Below are 16,668 nucleotides of genomic sequence, written 5' to 3' on the forward strand. Positions count from 1 at the left end.
AGGAACGTTGAAGACGACGACGTTGATAGGCCGGGTGTGTAAGCGCAGCGATGCGTTGAGCTAACCGGTACTAATGAACCGTGAGGCTTAACCTTACAACGCCAAAGATGTTTTGGCGAATTTGAGATGATTTTCAGCTGATACCAGATTAGTGAGTCCGACGGATTTTGCGCTGAGACAAGGCGGCAAACGCAGCGACGGAAGGAGCATACATGAGTATGTGACTGACGTTCGCAAGTGCAGCCAACGCCGTATCAGCCCAAAAGACACAGGACGGAGCACAAAGAATTTGCCTGGCGGCACCAGCGCGGCGGTCCCACCTGACCCCATGCCGAACTCAGAAGTGAAACGCCGTAGCGCCGATGGTAGTGTGGGGTCTCCCCATGCGAGAGTAGGGAACTGCCAGGCATCAAATTAGCAGTATGGCACAGACCTTTGTGGCAGTTCACTACTCGACAGAGAGTAGGACAAAAGCGAAAGCTTTTGAACGTTGCGCAGCAACGGCCCGAAGGGTGAATTACAACGTAATTCATAAACTGCCAGGCATCAAATTAGCAGTAAACCGGGGTGACAACCGGTAGTATTACAGTAAAGAAATTCGGTGGAGCGGTAGTTCAGTCGGTTAGAATACCTGCCTGTCACGCAGGGGGTCGCGGGTTCGAGTCCCGTCCGTTCCGCCAACTTATAGTTTTCGGGGTTTTAAGAATACCCGAAAAAAAGAAAAAGGTACTGCTATTAATGCGGTACCTTTTTTTATTTCTTTTCTTTTCCTTTCCTTTCCGATATAAATAACCGGTTATTGAAGTTTTATCCTCGATTACTGCGCAGAAAGTAGAATAAAGCGCATTGTAACCTGCGTATGCATTCTCCTCTATAACCGGTTGCCCGTCATTACCCCTCCATAATCTAACAGTACCGCGCATACATGCCTAAGCGTCAGTGCATTCGCTGATATCCATTACCTGACAAACGTTCTTTGAAATCTCCGCTGAAAACTTTATCAACTGTATTGTCATATAAAAAATATTAGATAAGAAATTGATAATATTAATATTTCATCAGTTTTAAGTTCAGGGCTTAAACTAAAAAATGATTTATTGGCGCGCCGTTTGCCCCATTATAATCTATCTAACGTCGCCGCCAGAATCCGGTATAAAAGTAATTTTCCACAAGTGCGGCTATATTAGAATTCTTTTTGCCTCTGTTATGGCTACCAGCGGAGGTATATGGGCATTGCGATGCATTTGAAATTAACCCGGTGTACCTCTCTGACTTCAGCAGATTCGCGACCGATTGCGAGCGGTAAAAGGTTTTCTGCGCTTACCTCTGATCTAATCAGTATTCACATGGCACCCGAGCTAAAGCCTGTAGAAAATAAAAAACTGGTGCCGTTTAGATTCCCGGTTTTTTTTTGAGCGTTTAACTGGAAATATGCTTTCAGCAATAAGCGATGATTTTAAGATTGCCTGTAAGGTCGGTGATAATAGACAAAAAAGTAATCTGGAAATTGTTTCGATAGCGGTTTATTTAGCTGGGTTTTATTTTGACAGTAAAAGTGTTAATGCACTTCACTGTAAAAATAATAACTCTCTTATTTACCTCGCGTCTGTTGATGAACCAGACCTGTTTATTCATGCTGTTTTTAGTCATTGCCAAAAACTTGCCGAAGTTTTTATTGAATATATTGAGAAGAGATGCCCTGATCCTCATAAATATCATGAGATTTATTTTTCCGGAATCTCAGATTATCTGCAACAGGCAGTCAAAAATGCAGAAAAATTGATGAATAGCCAGAGCGTTAACCCGTTGCAGCGGCAAATAATTCATATTCATCCAATGTTGAATTTACCTGATTTTTTGCACAATACTATGTTAAAGGTACTCAACTTGCCTGGAGAGGTACCGCTGCCCTTTCCTGCCCAATCCGTAGAGAAAGAGGGAGAGGGACTATCCGATAATATTATCCCTTTTTTTCCTGAGTTCCGGCAGACAGCGGTGACGGGCGGCCGGCAGTACGACGCGGCGGCGAATCTGCCGGACCGGCGCGAAGAAGAAGCCGCAGATACCGCAAATACCGCAGGTATAAGCCACAGCGTTCCGTACAATCGTATAACGTTTTTATCGGACAAAGTGCGTCAGACGGAAGGGCTTACGGCCAGAGAGGGAAATGCAGTCATGGAGGCGGGTTGGCAGGCACAGGGAACGCTGCGAAACCCGATAAGCAGGATCTGTCCGCTGGGGCTAACGCATTGTAATATTTCGACAAATATTCATGAAGGCGCACAAGGAAAACATATTCCAGGGCACAAAAACTACATCGATGGAAAAAGCATATTAAGTGAAAATCCCCAGGATCTTCTTGACAGTTTCCATGTTGGAGATTTTTATACAAGCAGGGTGATTAATGGTAATAAAGTTAAAGTAGACTTTGGTAAAATTATTGGGACGAACAAAAATATGGATGGCACGAATATGCTTGTGTCATGGGGCATCATTCACAGTGGTAAAAAAGGAGCGCATATCGTTCCAGCTTTGCCCGATGTTATACTGCCGGAGAGATCTTAATGAATATTGAACACCTAAAGCTAACTATTTTTTCAGCACTTTTGGGTAATGTTGGTAAAAATGTCAGGGCATTAGCTTTCGATTTTACCGATACTAAAATAATTGTATATGGATATCTGGATAATAACCCTTGCGATGACGATTATGAGTCTATTGATATAATTATTACTGAGATTATGTCATCTTGCCCTGATTTTACCGAGCAAGATATTATATTGACAGAGTCCCATCAGCCTGTTGAAGGACTCCCTTCTTATAAAGGCTGGATTTTTGTTCGGAAAGAATAGCGTAACTGTTCTGGTAGATTTTTTTCGCGCTTTTGATTATGTTGTTTGTGTTCGCTGTAGCATCAGGGCGTTTGTTCACTGATAAAATCAATAAAGGCCCTTATCCTTGCGCTCACCGCTTTGTCACTGTAATACACAGCATTGAGCGGCATTTCTACAGGGATGCGTTTATCGGCCAGCAGTTCAATAAATTCGCCACGTTTGATTTCTTTATCAATCATATAATCAGATAAACACGCAATGCCATTTCCCCGCAAACAAAGTTGTTTGAGCGTTTCACCGCTATTAGAGGATATGCCGCAAGTGATTTCATAAAGCTGACTGTCGCAACAATAAACTGGCCATACATTTAGCGATGCCGGTTCGGTAAAACCCAGGCATACATGATTTTTAAGCTCTTCAATCGTCTCTGGCTTTCCATGTCGTGATATATAATCAGGAGAGGCAATGATCTTGCGATAGCTGGTCATCAGAGGCCGCGCGCGCAGGCTGGAATCAGTCAGAACGCCAGCACGAATGGCAATATCTACTTTGCGTTCAATCAAATTGATGACGCTCTCAGAAGAGACAAGCGAAAGCGTAATTTCCGGATAACGATCGCGGAACGGTTTGATAAGAGGGAGCAGATAATGCAGCAGTACGGGTGTGGCAGCATCAATACGCAATAGCCCGCGAGGTGCACGATGAGTCTCAGCGATCTCATTCTCAGCAGCGGCCATATCCTGCAACACTACCTGAACTCGCCTGAAATAGCGTTCTCCTTCTTCAGTAAGGCTTAGCTGACGAGTGGTACGATTAAGCAGGCTGACACCTAATTTAGACTCCAGCTTCTTAACGGTACGGCTGATCGCCGAATTTGCCAGATTAAGGTGTTCAGCTGCGCGGCTAAAACTTCCGCTTTCTACTACCGCCACAAATGTCGCGATTTCGTCAGATGTTGTTTTCATTTTTGCTCCAGACGCAACGCTGTACTGTTATTTTAGCGGTATTTGTTATTTAACCACTAACCTCTCACACATGCCATCCACTTTAACCCGGACAGATAAAGGAATCGTTTGGTTACCAAACTTCGCGATCTTTATGCCGGTGGGCGTTGAAAGTATGTACTAAAGTCCCTATAACAGTAGTAGCTGTTCGTTTTCCGAACCGGGTCTGTAATTGAGGTGTAATGCCAAAAGTGCGAAAAAATACTTATGCAATGCGTTATGTGGCCGGGCAACCTGCGGAACGAATCTTGCCGCCGGGTTCGTTTGCGAGTATCGGCCAGGCATTGCCTGCGGGCGCACCGCTTAGTGGTGAAGAAAAGATTCGGATCTTAGTGTGGAACATCTTCAAGCAGCAGCGCGCCGAGTGGTTGTCGGTACTACAAACCTTTGGTAAAGATGCCCATCTGGTGCTGCTTCAGGAAGCGCAGACTACGCCAGAACTCATTAAGTTTGCAACTGCAAACTACCTTGCCGCCGATCAGGTTCCGGCATTTGTATTGCCTCAGCATCCTTCTGGCGTGATGACCCTCTCGGCTGCCCATCCCGTTTACTGTTGCCCCTTACGGGAGCGAGAGCCATTATTGCGGTTGTCTAAATCTGCCCTGGTAACCGTGTATCCCTTACCGAACGGCAAATTGCTGATGGTAGTGAACGTCCATGCGATCAACTTTAGTCTGGGCGTTGATGTCTACAGTAAACAGCTATTGCCTATTGGCGATCAGATTGCGCACCACAGTGGCCCGGTGATCATGGCCGGTGATTTCAATGCATGGAGTCGGCAGCGAATGAATGCGCTCTACCGCTTTTCCCGCGAAATGTCATTGCGTCAGGTGCGGTTTACTGACGATCAACGTCGTCGTGCCTTTGGGCGCCCGCTGGATTTCGTGTTTTATCGTGGTTTAAACGTTGAAGAAGCGTCTGTTCTGGTGACCCGTGCTTCTGACCATAATCCGCTACTCGTTGAATTCACACCCGGCAAACCTGCTCAGTAAAGGATGTCAGGTCTGCCGTTGGGCAGGCCTGAAACAATGGCGCTGCCTTTTTAATTACTCACAAAAGGACGCATCATGACAGCTACCACGCATCACGACCATATTAACCAGCAATTCAGCTCTCAGGCCGGGGCCTATTTAACCAGCGCCGTGCATGCTGGCGGGCAAGATTTACCACGTCTTGCCGCCCGTCTTGCTGCACAGCCGCAGGCCAGGGTGCTGGATTTAGGCTGCGGGGCAGGGCACGCCAGTTTTACGGCAGCGGCTCAGGTCGCCCATGTCACCGCGTATGACTTATCTGCCAGTATGCTCGACATTGTCACCCGTGCCGCGGATGAAAAGGGACTGCATAATATTTCGACGCAGCAAGGCTATGCAGAGTGTTTACCGTTTGATGATGCGTCTTTTGACGTAGTGATTAGCCGTTATTCGGCTCATCATTGGCATGACGTCGGCCAGGCGCTCAGGGAGGCCAGACGCGTTTTAACCCCGGGAGGCGCGATCATTATTATGGACGTCATCTCTACCGGGCATCCCGTACGCGATATCTGGTTACAAACTGTAGAAGCGCTGCGGGATCCGTCACACGTTAAAAATTACGCCAGTGGTGAATGGCTGGCTTTTGCGAATGATGCTGGGTTTATTACTGACACGTTGATAACCGATCGCCTGCCGCTGGAGTTTTCATCCTGGATTGCGCGAATGCGTACTCCGCAGATGTTAAGCGATGCTATCAGACTGTATCAGCAAAGCGCTTCTCAGGAAGTAAAAGCCTATTTTGAGTTGCAGGATGACGGGACATTCACCAGCGACATCGTGATGTTTGAAGCGCATAAAGCAGGATAAATAAAAAAAGCACCGGGGGAACGGTGCTTTTTTATCATTCAACCATCAGGAATCAGGTGTGGCGTTATTTCTGACGAATAGCGTCAACCTGTCGCCGGGCTGCAGGTTATTCGTATCGCTGTTCCAGCGCATCACATCTTTAATGTTTACGCCATGACGCCTTGCTATGCTGGCAAGAGAGTCACCTTTACGCACGCGATACGTAATGCTGTCGTCATTGTTGGCCAGACGCTGTGCGCTACTACCCGCACCCACCGTCAAACTTTGGCCAGGCTTCAGATTTGCAGTACGTAGATTATTCCACTGCTGCAAATCCTTTGACGTCACGCCAAGGCGTGAGGCAATCCCTGAAAGCGTATCACCCTTCCGTACTTTATAGCTATGGCTGGTTAAAGGCGTATTGTCTGCCAGCACTTCTGGCTGAACAGCCGCAATTTCACCTGATGCCAGCGACTCGCGTAGTTGAACGGCATGCTTTTTCGGGACCATCACGTACTGAGGTCCGCTGGCACCAAGGGTTGCGCCCTTAACGCCGGCATTGAACGTTTTCAGTTTTGACACTGAAATGCCTGCCATATCAGCCAGCTGCGCTATTTGCACTGGGCTATTTAACCGAACTCGCGCCAGAGCACGACTTTCATCTGTTCCCGGTAATACCACACCATATCGCTTGCTATTCTTGAGAATATCGCTCAGAGCCAGCATTTTAGGCACGTAGATCTTCGTTTCCTGTGGCAATGAGAGCGACCAAAAGTCCGTCGGTAAACCGCGAGCTTTATTCGCTTTGATTGCCTTCATAACCCGACCTTCGCCACTGTTATAGGCTGCAACGGTTAATAACCAGTCGCCATCAAACATGCGATTAAGACGTTGCATCATGTCGAGCGCAGCGGTGGTTGAAGCCACGACGTCTCGACGCGCATCATAATTGCGAGTCTGTTTCAAACCATAATTTCGCCCGGTGCTCGGTATGATTTGCCAGATGCCTGCGGCATTGGCACCAGACGTTGCATGCGGGTTAAAAGCGCTCTCCACTATGGGTAGTAATACCAGTTCCATCGGCATGTTACGTTTCTTAACTTGCCCGGCTATCCAGTACATATACGGCTCTGCCCGTAAAGTTACATCGTGGAGATAGCTCTTGTTCTTCAAATACTTCTGTTTCTGATCGCGAATCCGGCTGTTTTCCGGGATCCCCATCTTTAGCTCGTCGCCGATAAAAGCCCACAAGTCCTGATCCTGCGCATCGAACGTTCCATCGTCCATCCAACGCGCTTGACTGGTAAACTTACCTGCTTCCCCTTGACTAGCCGCAGAAAGGCTCTGTGCGTGCTGTGTGACGTTGCCATCGTGCTGAGACGACTGGCAGCCCACAAGCAGGACAGAGGCGAGTAATATCGCTTTTGCCTTCATGTGTGTGTCAATAGTTGCTTAAAAGACGACCGATCATAAAGGTGAAGACGTTAAAACACAAGTCCGAATGTCAGAAATTGTCTTTCTTAGCCCGTAACCAGGCAAAACGCTGTTCAGGTTGTTGCAAATTTGTTTCTTTAGAAATTACTTTAATTAAATCAATGTCATCTATTCGTAAAAATAAATTTATCTGCCGCTCATTTTTCAGAATAACCGGAAGTGTCATCTGTTTTTCCGCGCGTAACTCCTTAACTTTAAGGTAATAATCGTTTATGAACGAATCGTGCGGAAGGATACTTTTGGCAAATTCCATATTTGATAAGGTGTACTCATGTGCGCAACATATAATCGTATCATCGGGTAATGCGTTAATCTTTTGAAAAGATTGATACATTTGTGCGGGGGTGCCTTCAAAAAGGCGCCCGCAGCCGCCAGAAAACAGCGTATCACCGCAGAAAAGATAAGGTGCGCTGTAGAAACAGACGTGTCCTGCGGTATGGCCAGGCGTTGCGAAAACCGTAAATTCGCAGTCCAAAACAGAGAAAAGATCGCCCTCGCTAACGAGGTGATTTGCACCCTTATTTAGCGTTTCCTGAGGCCCATAAACGGCAATATCCGGATAATGCCGAACAATTTCCTTTACCCCACCGGTATGGTCGTTATGGTGATGAGTCAGTAAAATCGCCGCAGGCTGCCACTTATTTTGCGCCAGAGCGTCAAGAACCGGACGCGCTTCACCGGGATCAACCACAATGCAGCGGTCGGAATCTTTTAATATCCAGATGTAGTTGTCCTGAAAGGCGGGAATGCTGTTAAGATTCATAATTACCTCATTTTGCGAAGCGGAAGAGTACGATGAAACCGGCAACGATTTCCCAGACAGTACCATCCCCCCATCGCTGGAGTGAACTGCCCAGGGGAAACTACTATCGGGAAGCCCTCGAACAGCAGTTGAAACCGTGGCTGGGTAAAATGTATGGTTTTCACCTGCTAAAAATCGGTAATCTGAGCGCAGAAATCAATACCGAAGCCTGTGCCATTTCTCACCAGGTGAATGTATCGTTAAGCGGAGAACCCATGCAGGTTAACGCCGATCCGCTGCATTTACCGTTTGCGGAAAAGTCGGTTGACGCCTGCCTGCTGGCGCATACCTTGCCCTGGTGCCACGACCCTCATCAATTACTGCGTGAAGCCGACCGCGTTTTAATTGACGACGGCTGGCTCATTATCACCGGCTTTAATCCGGTCAGTCTGATGGGATTACGTAAGCTGGTGCCGATTCTGCGCAAATGGGCGCCTTCAAACAGCCGTATGTTCACCCTGATGCGCCAGATGGACTGGTTAACGCTGCTTAACTTTGAAGTGATGCATTATAGTCGCTTTCAGGTTTTACCGTGGTCGCGGCAGGGCGGAAAATTGCTCAGCACGCACCTTCCGGCGCTGGGCTGCCTGCAGGTGATCGTCGCGCGCAAACGTACCATTCCGCTTACCCTTAATCCGATGAAACAGAATAAAGCTAAGCGGCAGATAAGACAGGCAGTGGGCGCGACGCGACAATACCGTAAGCCCTGACATCAGGCTTCAGGTTGATAGCCAACATCTTCCTGAGTGGGATGGGAAGCCGCCGCACGAGCCAGCTCATCGCAGCGTTCGTTTTCGGGATGTCCGGCATGACCTTTCACCCACTCCCAACGAATTTGATGCTCTCCAAGCGCAGCGTCAAGCCGCTTCCAGAGATCGACATTTTTAACCGGTTTTTTTTCCGCGGTTTTCCAGCCGCGCTTTTTCCAGTTATGTATCCACTGAGTAATACCCTGGCGAACATACTGGCTGTCGGTACTGAGAACGACTTCACACTTCTCTTTCAGCGCTTCAAGCGCCACGATTGCCGCCATCAGCTCCATGCGGTTATTGGTCGTTAAACGATAGCCTTCACTAAAGGTTCTTTCGCGCTGTTGATAGCGTAGAATAGCCCCGTAACCGCCCGGGCCTGGATTTCCCAGGCAGGATCCATCGGTGAAAACTTCTACCTTCTTTAGCATCTCTGGTAGACTTCCTGTGATTAAAAACGACAAGTCTGACACAAATGAACGAGATGAGCACTGCTATTACACGACAGATCGTCCTCGATACCGAAACTACCGGTATGAACCAAATTGGCGTTCATTATGAAGGTCATAAGATCATTGAAATCGGTGCGGTTGAAGTCATCAACCGCCGTCTAACCGGTAATAACTTCCATGTCTATCTCAAACCCGATCGGCTGGTGGACCCGGAAGCTTTTGGCGTTCACGGTATCGCCGACGAGTTCTTACTTGATAAGCCGACCTTCGCCGACGTCGCAGATGATTTCCTTGACTATATTCGCGGTGCTGAGCTGGTTATTCATAACGCCTCGTTTGATATCGGCTTTATGGATTACGAATTCAGCAAGCTTAATCGCGGAATTCCCAAAACCGATACGTTTTGTAAAGTGACCGACAGTCTGGCGCTGGCGAGAAGAATGTTCCCCGGCAAGCGTAATAGCCTGGATGCCCTGTGCTCACGTTACGAAATCGATAACAGTAAACGCACCCTCCACGGGGCGCTGCTCGATTCCCAGATTCTGGCAGACGTTTACCTGCTAATGACCGGCGGGCAAACGTCTATTGCATTTGCGATGGACGGAGAAAATAAACAGCAGGTCGATACCGGAATTCAGCGCATCGTCCGTGCGGCCAGCAAATTGCGGGTTATTTCTGCCAGTGATGAAGAACAGAGAGAACATGAGTCACGGCTGGATCTGGTGCAGAAAAAAGGCGGTAGCTGCCTGTGGCGCGCCTGAGATGAACATCATTGCTGATTAAATCATCTTACGGGCGATTTTTGCAGCAAACGATTCAAAACGTGAGAAAAATCGTTGACGGTTGGTCAGGCTCATCGTACTATCCGCAACGTTCCTCAGGGAACACAGCGGAGCGGTAGTTCAGTCGGTTAGAATACCTGCCTGTCACGCAGGGGGTCGCGGGTTCGAGTCCCGTCCGTTCCGCCACTATTCAAAAAGCCTGAATCAGAAATGATTCAGGCTTTTGTCGTTTTACCGCCACGTATACCTCTTTTGCTCTTAATTAACAAAATAGCAATCTTAATTGTGCAATTTATTAACATTTGCGCATCTTTAGTGCATTTTTTGCACTAAAAGTGGGCGGATTGCCATCTGTCCGCTGGTCTTCACTCTTTTCTCGCTCATCCTGCTCAATAAATAACGCCCTCATTATCAGCCTGTTAGTAAAAAATTCTAAAAAAATGACGAACCAATGCCGTATTGGTTCACAAATTGCTTAGTCATTAAAGCAACAAGTTAAACGCCATACTAATAACTTATTGTTAATAAAAATAAAGTAATGATGAGAGCAGGTGAACCAATATGGATAAACCGTCACGATTTCTGGCCAATTCCAGTACCGCGCTTGAACAACTGCGCGGGCTGATCAATCAGCACGAGTCAACACCAGGCATTCCGCTTCCCACTGAACGTGAGATGGCGGAAACACTCGGCGTAGGGCGACGAGAAGTGCGCCGTGCGCTGGACGTGCTGGAAGAAGAAGGTCGGATCTGGCGTAAGCAGGGCAAAGGAACCTTTATTGGCCCGGCCGCCCCCGTCGAGCCGCTGGCGCTTCAGGGACTGGTACAGCAAACGAACCTGCTGGAAGTCATGGAAGCGCGTCTGCAGCTCGAACCGGGCCTGGCCCGTCTTGCGGCGCTGCGCGCCACCAGGGAAAACCTCGCGCTCATGCAGCGTATGCTGGAGCGGATCAACAACGTTGGCCCGGACGATGGCGATCTTAATGAACTGTGGGACAGCGCGTTCCATCGCGCTATCGCCGAGGCGGCCGGAAACCGTCTGCTGCTTGGCCTGTTTGATGCCATTGACGCGGTACGGCGTGAACCTGCCTGGCAGCATCTGCGTGAGATGGCGCGCACGCCCGAACGGGTCGATAGCTATAACTCTCATCACCATATCATCATCAATGCGATCGTACAGCGCCAGCCTAATGAAGCGGCGGCGGCAATGCGTGAGCATCTGCTCTCCCTGCAAAATGCCCTGATTCAGGCCATTCACCTTGAGGATGACATCACGCTATGACTACGATCCCTTTTAAGGAGTCCGCCCCGGTACTGCGCCTGCAAAATCTTAACGTCAAATTTGCCGGTTCGCCGGTCAGTGTTCTTGACGGCATCTCTCTTAGCGTTGAAGCAGGAGAAACGCTGGCGCTGGTCGGCGAGTCCGGCTGCGGTAAAAGTATTACGTCCCTGGCGCTGATGGGACTGTTGCCCGCCAGCGCGCAGATTGTGAGCGGCGACATGCAGTTTCGCCGCCATGATCTGCGCAAATTGTCTCCGCGCGACTATGCCGACCTGCGCGGACGCGAACTGGCGATGATTTTTCAGGAGCCGATGACCTCGCTGAATCCGGCCTTTACCCTCGGCGATCAGCTTAGCGAAGCGGTCATGCGCCATCAGCATGTTGGACGGGCAGAGGCGATGGCTACTGCGCTGCAAATCCTCGAAAAAGTGCAGATCCCGGCCCCGGAGATGCGCCTTAAATCTTATCCTCATCAGCTCTCCGGCGGGATGCGCCAGCGAGTGATGATTGCCATGGCGCTCATTAATCATCCGCGGCTGCTCATTGCCGACGAACCCACGACCGCGCTGGATGTCACCATTCAGGCGCAGATCCTCTCTCTGTTAAACACGCTCAAAGAAGACACCGGCACCGCGGTACTGATGATTACCCACGATCTGGGCGTAGTCGCCGAAGTGGCACAGCAGGTTGCCGTCATGTACGCCGGGCAAATTGTTGAGCAGGGCAGCGTTGAGGCGATTTTTGCCGATCCGCAGCATCCTTATACCATTGGCCTGATGGGATCGATTCCTTCTCTGGGGGCACGTAAAGGACAGCTTTCAACTATTCCCGGCTCGGTGCCGCTGGCTGAAGCCATGCCGCAGGGATGCCGGTTTGCGACCCGCTGTCCTTTCGCCCAGCCGCGCTGTCATCAGCATAAACCGTTATTACAACCGCTTGGTATCCATCATCAGGTTGCCTGTTTTCGCGCGCCGCTGGAGCAACACGTTGCGCTGGGAGAAATCGCATGACCATACCGATTCTTGAGGCTCGCGATCTGAGCAAACGCTTTCCGGGGCCGAAAAAACTGTTTACACCTGCACGCTATGTTACGGCGGTGGATCGGATCTCGCTTGCGGTAATGCCGGGCGAAACGCTGGCCATTGTCGGAGAGTCGGGTTCCGGTAAATCGACACTGGGTCGATTGCTGTTGCGACTGCTGGCCGCCAGCGAAGGACGCGTTTTTTATCAGGGAGAGGAGATAACCGACGCTACCGGCGCGCGGCTGAACCAGCTGCGGCGTGAACTGCAAATCATTTTTCAGGATCCTTTTGCGTCACTCAATCCGCGCATGACGGTAGAACAAATTGTCGGTGAGCCGCTGTGGCTGCATCAGAAGATGAATAAAGCCGACCGCCGCTATCGGGTGGCGGAACTTCTGAAAACCGTGGGCTTACCTGCCGTATGGGCCGATCGCTTTCCGCACGAATTCTCTGGCGGGCAGCGACAGCGTATTGGTATTGCCCGCGCGCTGGCCTCCGGACCCAAACTGCTGCTGGGCGATGAGCCGGTATCGGCACTGGACGTGTCTGTCCAGGCGCAGGTGGTCAATTTGCTGGAAAGCCTTAAACATCAGCTGGGCCTGACGATGATTATCGTAGCGCACGGGCTGGCGGTGATCCGCCATATGAGCGATCGCGTCGCAGTAATGTATCTCGGGCAAATCGTCGAGCTTGCCACCGTTGATGAAATCTTCGATGCACCGCTGCATCCGTACACTCAGGCATTAATTGCCTCCGCGCCGCAAATGCAGCCGGGCATGGAACGAACACAACCGCTGTTGCAGGGCGATTTGCCCAATCCAGCCAGTCCACCCGCCGGCTGTCGTTTTCATACCCGCTGTCCGTATGTGACCGATCAATGTCGACAAATTGAACCTATAAACCAGGTCCTTAGCGGCGGGCGGCAAATTGCCTGCCACCGCTGGCAGGAGCTAAATCGCGATCGCAGCGTTATCCAGATTGCACCACCTTCCGCCGCGTTTTTACGCCGTCGCGCCCTGTTTGAACAGGCGGCGTCTCACTCCTCTCTTCCAGCAAGGAACCCACAATAATGACAATACGTAATTCGCTTTTGACCGTACTGGGAAGTGTTATGTTGCTTGGCCCGGCATTGCCTGCACAGGCGGATAATGTGCTGCGCATTGGTCTGGGTGCCGATCCGGATCTGCTCGACCCTCATCTGGCACGTACTTACTACGGCCGGTTTGTCTTTGCCTCGCTATGTGACCGGCTGGTGGACGTCGATGAAAATCTGAATATCGTGCCGGGCCTGGCAAAAGACTGGGCCTGGAGTGATGACGGCAAAACCCTGACCATGAACCTGCGTGAAGGTGTCACTTTCCACGACGGGGAAAAATTCGACGCCGCCGCCGCGAAGTACAATCTGGATCGTGCGCTAACGCTGAAAGGCTCCCTGCGTAAGAGTGAAATCTCTTCTATTGAGTCAGTAGACGTCACCAGCCCGACGCAAATCGTTCTGCATTTGAAAACGCCGGATGCGGCTCTGCTGATGCAGCTTACCGATCGCGCCGGGGCGATGATGGCGCCAGAAGCGGCGAAAAAGCCTGACTTCGCCGCCCATCCGGTCTGCTCTGGCCCCTATAAGTTCGACAGCCGCGTATCGCAGGATCGTATCGTATTAAGCCGTTTCGACAATTACTGGAATAAAGGCGCTTATCACTTCGATAAAGTGATCTATCTGCCTATTCCGGATGCGTCGGTACGCCTGGCTAACCTGCGGGCGGGCGATCTCGACCTGACCGAGGGGATTGCCGCCAGTGATGTCAAACTTGTTGAAGCCGACAACAAACTGGCGCTCGCCAAAGTTACTGGTCTGGGTTATCAGGGAATTACGTTCAATATTAATAACGGCAAGGTTGCCGCCACCGATCCGTTTAAAGATGCCCGCGTGCGTGAGGCGTTCTCGCTGGCGATTGACCGTGACGCACTGAATCAGGTGGTTTTTGAAGGGTTGTATACCCCGGCTAATCAGGCGTTTTCGCCGATCAGTCCTTATCATGCTAATGTGCCGGTGCCGCCGCGCAATGTCGAGAAGGCCCAGGCGCTGCTGAAAGCCGCGGGTGTGACCACGCCGCTGAAAGTGGATCTGCTGGTGCCAAATAACCCAACGTCACAACAGGTAGGCCAGGTATTGCAGGCGATGGTCGGCGAAGCGGGCTTCACGCTGAATCTGCAAATGACCGAATTCGCCACGCTGCTGGACCGCCAACAAAGCGGTGACTATCAGCTGAGTTTCTCTGGCTGGTCCGGTCGCCCCGATCCTGATGGCAGTATCTATGGTTTTATTAACAGCAAAGGTACTCTCAATGACGGTCGTTACAGTAATGCACAAGTTGATGCATGGCTGACTCAGGCGCGTCAGAGCACCGATCCCGCCGCGCGTAAGCCGTTGTACGAAAACGTTGTTAAGCAACTGCAAAGCGATATGCCGATTGCCTATCTCTACTTTGAACCACGCATTTTTGGTCTGAATAAAAAAGTGCAGGGCTTTAAACCTTACCCGGACGGCATCGTGCGCGTCGCGGGTTTGACGCTGGCTCAATAACCGGCGCGTAAGGAGAAACCATGCTGGAACTGATATGCAAGCGTCTATTACTGGCGATCCCAACCTTACTGCTGGTCAGTATGATGGTCTTTGGGCTGCAAAAACTGCTACCGGGCGATCCGCTGATCGCCATGGCGGGAGAAGAGCGCGATCCGGCGGTTATTGCCCAGCTTCGGGCAGACCTGAACCTGGATGCGCCAATCCCGGTGCAGTATTACGACTGGCTGACCCGCGCCCTGCAGGGCGATCTTGGTTCGTCTTTACGTACTCATGAGCCGGTGACGCAGCTTATCGCCAGCAAACTGCCGGTGACGCTGGAATTGTCATTGCTGGCCATGATTATTGCACTGGTGTTCGGGATCGGCATGGGAATACTGGCCGCAGTCAATAAGAATAGCTGGATCGATCACGGTGCTAACTTTGTGGCCATCTCAGGGATCTCAATTCCGCACTTCTGGCTGGGTATTCTGCTGATTCTGGTGTTCTCGGTTAATTTGCAGTGGCTCCCCGCCTCAGGCTTTGTGCCGTTTGGTGAAGATCCGCTGCAAAACCTGCGCACGCTACTGCTGCCTGCGTCAGTACTGGGAACGGGGCTTGCGGCCACGCTGATGCGCCATACCCGGGCGTCGATGATATCGGTACTGAAAGCCGATTATATTCGTACCGCGCGGGCTAAAGGGCTGCTGCCGAAAGCGGTGATCCTCAAGCACGCTTTTCGTAACGCGCTGGTGCCGGTCATCACCCTGACCACGCTGCTGTTTGGTGAGCTGCTGGGCGGCGCGGTGCTTACCGAGCAGGTATTTACTATCCCGGGTTTTGGCAAAATGATCGTCGATTCCGTTTTCAACCGTGATTACGCGGTGGTGCAGGGCGTGGTATTGATTGTGGCAATAGGTTTTCTGCTGCTCAATCTGCTTGCCGATGTGCTCTACGTCCTTATTAACCCGAAAATGCGAGGCTAACCATGGCGGAACTTTCAACGCAAAATGTCGCGGTGGCAACCCCGCGTGCGCAGAATCGGGTGATGAAAAAATTTCTTGCCAATAGAAGCGCCATGATCGGAGCGATTATTGTCGGGATCTTCGTGGTAATCGCGCTGCTGGCACCGTGGATCGCGCCATTTGATCCGGTAAAGGCTAACTTTCTGGCGGTGCGTAAACCGCCATCAGAGCTTTACTGGTTCGGCACTGATGAACTGGGTCGTGACATCCTGTCGCGTATTATCTGGGGAGCGCGCACCTCGCTGATGGCCGGGTGTGTCTCGGTGATGATTGCCGTCGTTATCGGGGTACCGCTTGGCCTGGTAGCGGGTTATTTTCAGGGGATATGGGACGGCATTATTTCTCGTTTCATTGAGGCGCTGCTGGCCTGCCCATTTTTGATCATGGCGATTGCATTAGGCGCATTTTTAGGCCCGAGCCTGAGTAATGCCATGATCGCTATCGGTCTGTCTGCGATGCCGATCTTCGCCCGGCTAACGCGAGGGCAGGTGATCGCGATCCGCAGTGAAGAGTATATTGATGGCGCGCGTGCCATCGGTCTGCCGGATCGCTGGATCATCGTGAAATATGTGCTGCCAAACGTGATGTCGCCAATTCTCGTGCAGGCAACGCTGGCCATTGCATCGGCGATTATTGCTGAAGCCAGCTTGTCTTTTTTAGGACTGGGTCAGCAACCGCCTAATCCCTCATGGGGATCCATGCTCAACACGGCGAAGGGTTTTCTTGAACAGGCCGCGTGGATGTCTATTTTTCCCGGCGTGGCTATTTTCCTTGCGGTGCAAGGTTTCAATCTACTCGGCGACGGGCTGCGCGATGCGCTCGATCCGCGCCACGACTAAGGAGTCA

The 16,668-nt window shown here is 50.8% G+C and carries 16 protein-coding genes, 2 tRNA genes and 2 rRNA genes; 16 read left to right on the top strand and 4 right to left on the bottom strand.

Translation table 11 applies throughout. The features are described from left to right. From AC791_RS06580 to AC791_RS06605, 5 genes are all read left to right on the top strand, one after another. Positions 1 to 95 (top strand): 23S ribosomal RNA (locus tag AC791_RS06580); the annotation flags it as partial. 197 nt (positions 96 to 292) lie between these two features. After that, positions 293 to 408 (top strand): 5S ribosomal RNA (gene rrf / locus AC791_RS06585). A 195-nt stretch (positions 409 to 603) separates the two neighbouring features. Beyond that, positions 604 to 680: transfer RNA gene (locus tag AC791_RS06590), tRNA-Asp, on the top strand. 751 nt (positions 681 to 1,431) lie between these two features. Beyond that, positions 1,432 to 2,565 (top strand): polymorphic toxin type 50 domain-containing protein, encoded by a 1,134-nt coding sequence (locus AC791_RS06600; RefSeq protein ID WP_049839692.1) that lies wholly within the window; start codon positions 1,432 to 1,434, stop codon positions 2,563 to 2,565. Next, positions 2,565 to 2,852: a hypothetical protein gene (locus AC791_RS06605; RefSeq protein WP_049839693.1), complete on the top strand. Its 288-nt coding sequence runs from the start codon at positions 2,565 to 2,567 to the stop codon at positions 2,850 to 2,852. Before AC791_RS06600 ends, AC791_RS06605 begins: the two co-directional genes overlap by 1 nt. Positions 2,853 to 2,914: 62 nt before the next feature. Here the strand turns inward: AC791_RS06605 and yafC are convergent, their stop codons facing one another. Continuing rightward, positions 2,915 to 3,799: a DNA-binding transcriptional regulator YafC gene (gene yafC / locus AC791_RS06610; protein ID WP_049839694.1), complete on the bottom strand. Its 885-nt coding sequence runs from the start codon at positions 3,797 to 3,799 to the stop codon at positions 2,915 to 2,917. 230 nt (positions 3,800 to 4,029) lie between these two features. Between yafC and AC791_RS06615 the strand changes: the two genes are divergently transcribed. Beyond that, positions 4,030 to 4,830: an endonuclease/exonuclease/phosphatase family protein gene (locus AC791_RS06615; protein WP_049841554.1), complete on the top strand. Its 801-nt coding sequence runs from the start codon at positions 4,030 to 4,032 to the stop codon at positions 4,828 to 4,830. Positions 4,831 to 4,905: 75 nt separating this feature from the next. Then, a complete protein-coding gene (locus AC791_RS06620) occupies positions 4,906 to 5,676 on the top strand; it encodes a class I SAM-dependent methyltransferase (RefSeq protein ID WP_049839695.1) in 771 nt (256 codons plus the stop codon). Between the two features lie 45 nt (positions 5,677 to 5,721). Here AC791_RS06620 and mltD read toward each other — a convergent pair whose 3' ends face one another. Beyond that, the gene (gene mltD, locus AC791_RS06625) at positions 5,722 to 7,089 is read right to left on the bottom strand and encodes a murein transglycosylase D (RefSeq protein WP_049839696.1); all 1,368 of its coding nucleotides are present in this window, start codon (positions 7,087 to 7,089) and stop codon (positions 5,722 to 5,724) included. Positions 7,090 to 7,159: 70 nt separating this feature from the next. After that, positions 7,160 to 7,912: a hydroxyacylglutathione hydrolase gene (gene gloB, locus AC791_RS06630; protein WP_049839697.1), complete on the bottom strand. Its 753-nt coding sequence runs from the start codon at positions 7,910 to 7,912 to the stop codon at positions 7,160 to 7,162. Positions 7,913 to 7,944: 32 nt separating this feature from the next. On the opposite strand from gloB, the gene AC791_RS06635 reads away from it, so the two are divergent. Then, entirely contained in the window at positions 7,945 to 8,661 is a 717-nt protein-coding gene (locus tag AC791_RS06635; RefSeq protein WP_049839698.1) for a class I SAM-dependent methyltransferase, read from the top strand. Between the two features lie 2 nt (positions 8,662 to 8,663). Here the strand turns inward: AC791_RS06635 and rnhA are convergent, their stop codons facing one another. Then, complete coding sequence (gene rnhA / locus AC791_RS06640; RefSeq protein ID WP_049839699.1) at positions 8,664 to 9,131, bottom strand: ribonuclease HI; 468 nt, start codon at positions 9,129 to 9,131, stop codon at positions 8,664 to 8,666. 53 nt (positions 9,132 to 9,184) lie between these two features. Here rnhA and dnaQ point away from each other — a divergent pair, with 53 nt between their 5' ends. The 8 genes from dnaQ to AC791_RS06680 all read left to right on the top strand — a co-directional run bounded on the left by dnaQ (position 9,185) and on the right by AC791_RS06680 (position 16,661). After that, on the top strand, positions 9,185 to 9,913 hold the full coding sequence (gene dnaQ, locus AC791_RS06645; RefSeq protein ID WP_049839700.1) for a DNA polymerase III subunit epsilon: 729 nt from the start codon (positions 9,185 to 9,187) through the stop codon (positions 9,911 to 9,913). 130 nt (positions 9,914 to 10,043) lie between these two features. Then, positions 10,044 to 10,120, top strand: a tRNA-Asp gene (locus AC791_RS06650). Between the two features lie 375 nt (positions 10,121 to 10,495). Further along, positions 10,496 to 11,215, top strand: a complete 720-nt coding sequence (locus AC791_RS06655) for a FadR/GntR family transcriptional regulator (RefSeq protein ID WP_049839701.1) — start codon at positions 10,496 to 10,498, stop codon at positions 11,213 to 11,215. Further along, positions 11,212 to 12,225, top strand: coding sequence for an ABC transporter ATP-binding protein (locus AC791_RS06660; RefSeq protein WP_049839702.1), 1,014 nt, complete (start codon positions 11,212 to 11,214; stop codon positions 12,223 to 12,225). The genes AC791_RS06655 and AC791_RS06660 overlap by 4 nt, the downstream gene beginning before the upstream one ends. Beyond that, positions 12,222 to 13,307 carry an ABC transporter ATP-binding protein gene (locus tag AC791_RS06665; RefSeq protein ID WP_049839703.1) on the top strand — a complete coding sequence of 362 codons (1,086 nt, stop codon included), beginning with the start codon at positions 12,222 to 12,224 and terminating at the stop codon, positions 13,305 to 13,307. Before AC791_RS06660 ends, AC791_RS06665 begins: the two co-directional genes overlap by 4 nt. Beyond that, positions 13,307 to 14,821, top strand: a complete 1,515-nt coding sequence (locus AC791_RS06670; protein ID WP_199485500.1) for an ABC transporter substrate-binding protein — start codon at positions 13,307 to 13,309, stop codon at positions 14,819 to 14,821. Before AC791_RS06665 ends, AC791_RS06670 begins: the two co-directional genes overlap by 1 nt. A gap of 20 nt (positions 14,822 to 14,841) precedes the next feature. Continuing rightward, complete coding sequence (locus AC791_RS06675) at positions 14,842 to 15,783, top strand: ABC transporter permease (RefSeq protein WP_049839704.1); 942 nt, start codon at positions 14,842 to 14,844, stop codon at positions 15,781 to 15,783. 2 nt (positions 15,784 to 15,785) lie between these two features. After that, entirely contained in the window at positions 15,786 to 16,661 is an 876-nt protein-coding gene (locus AC791_RS06680; RefSeq protein WP_049839705.1) for an ABC transporter permease, read from the top strand. Positions 16,662 to 16,668 lie beyond the last annotated feature (7 nt).

This window comes from Klebsiella sp. RIT-PI-d, from assembly GCF_001187865.1.
Lineage (GTDB): Bacteria > Pseudomonadota > Gammaproteobacteria > Enterobacterales > Enterobacteriaceae > Superficieibacter.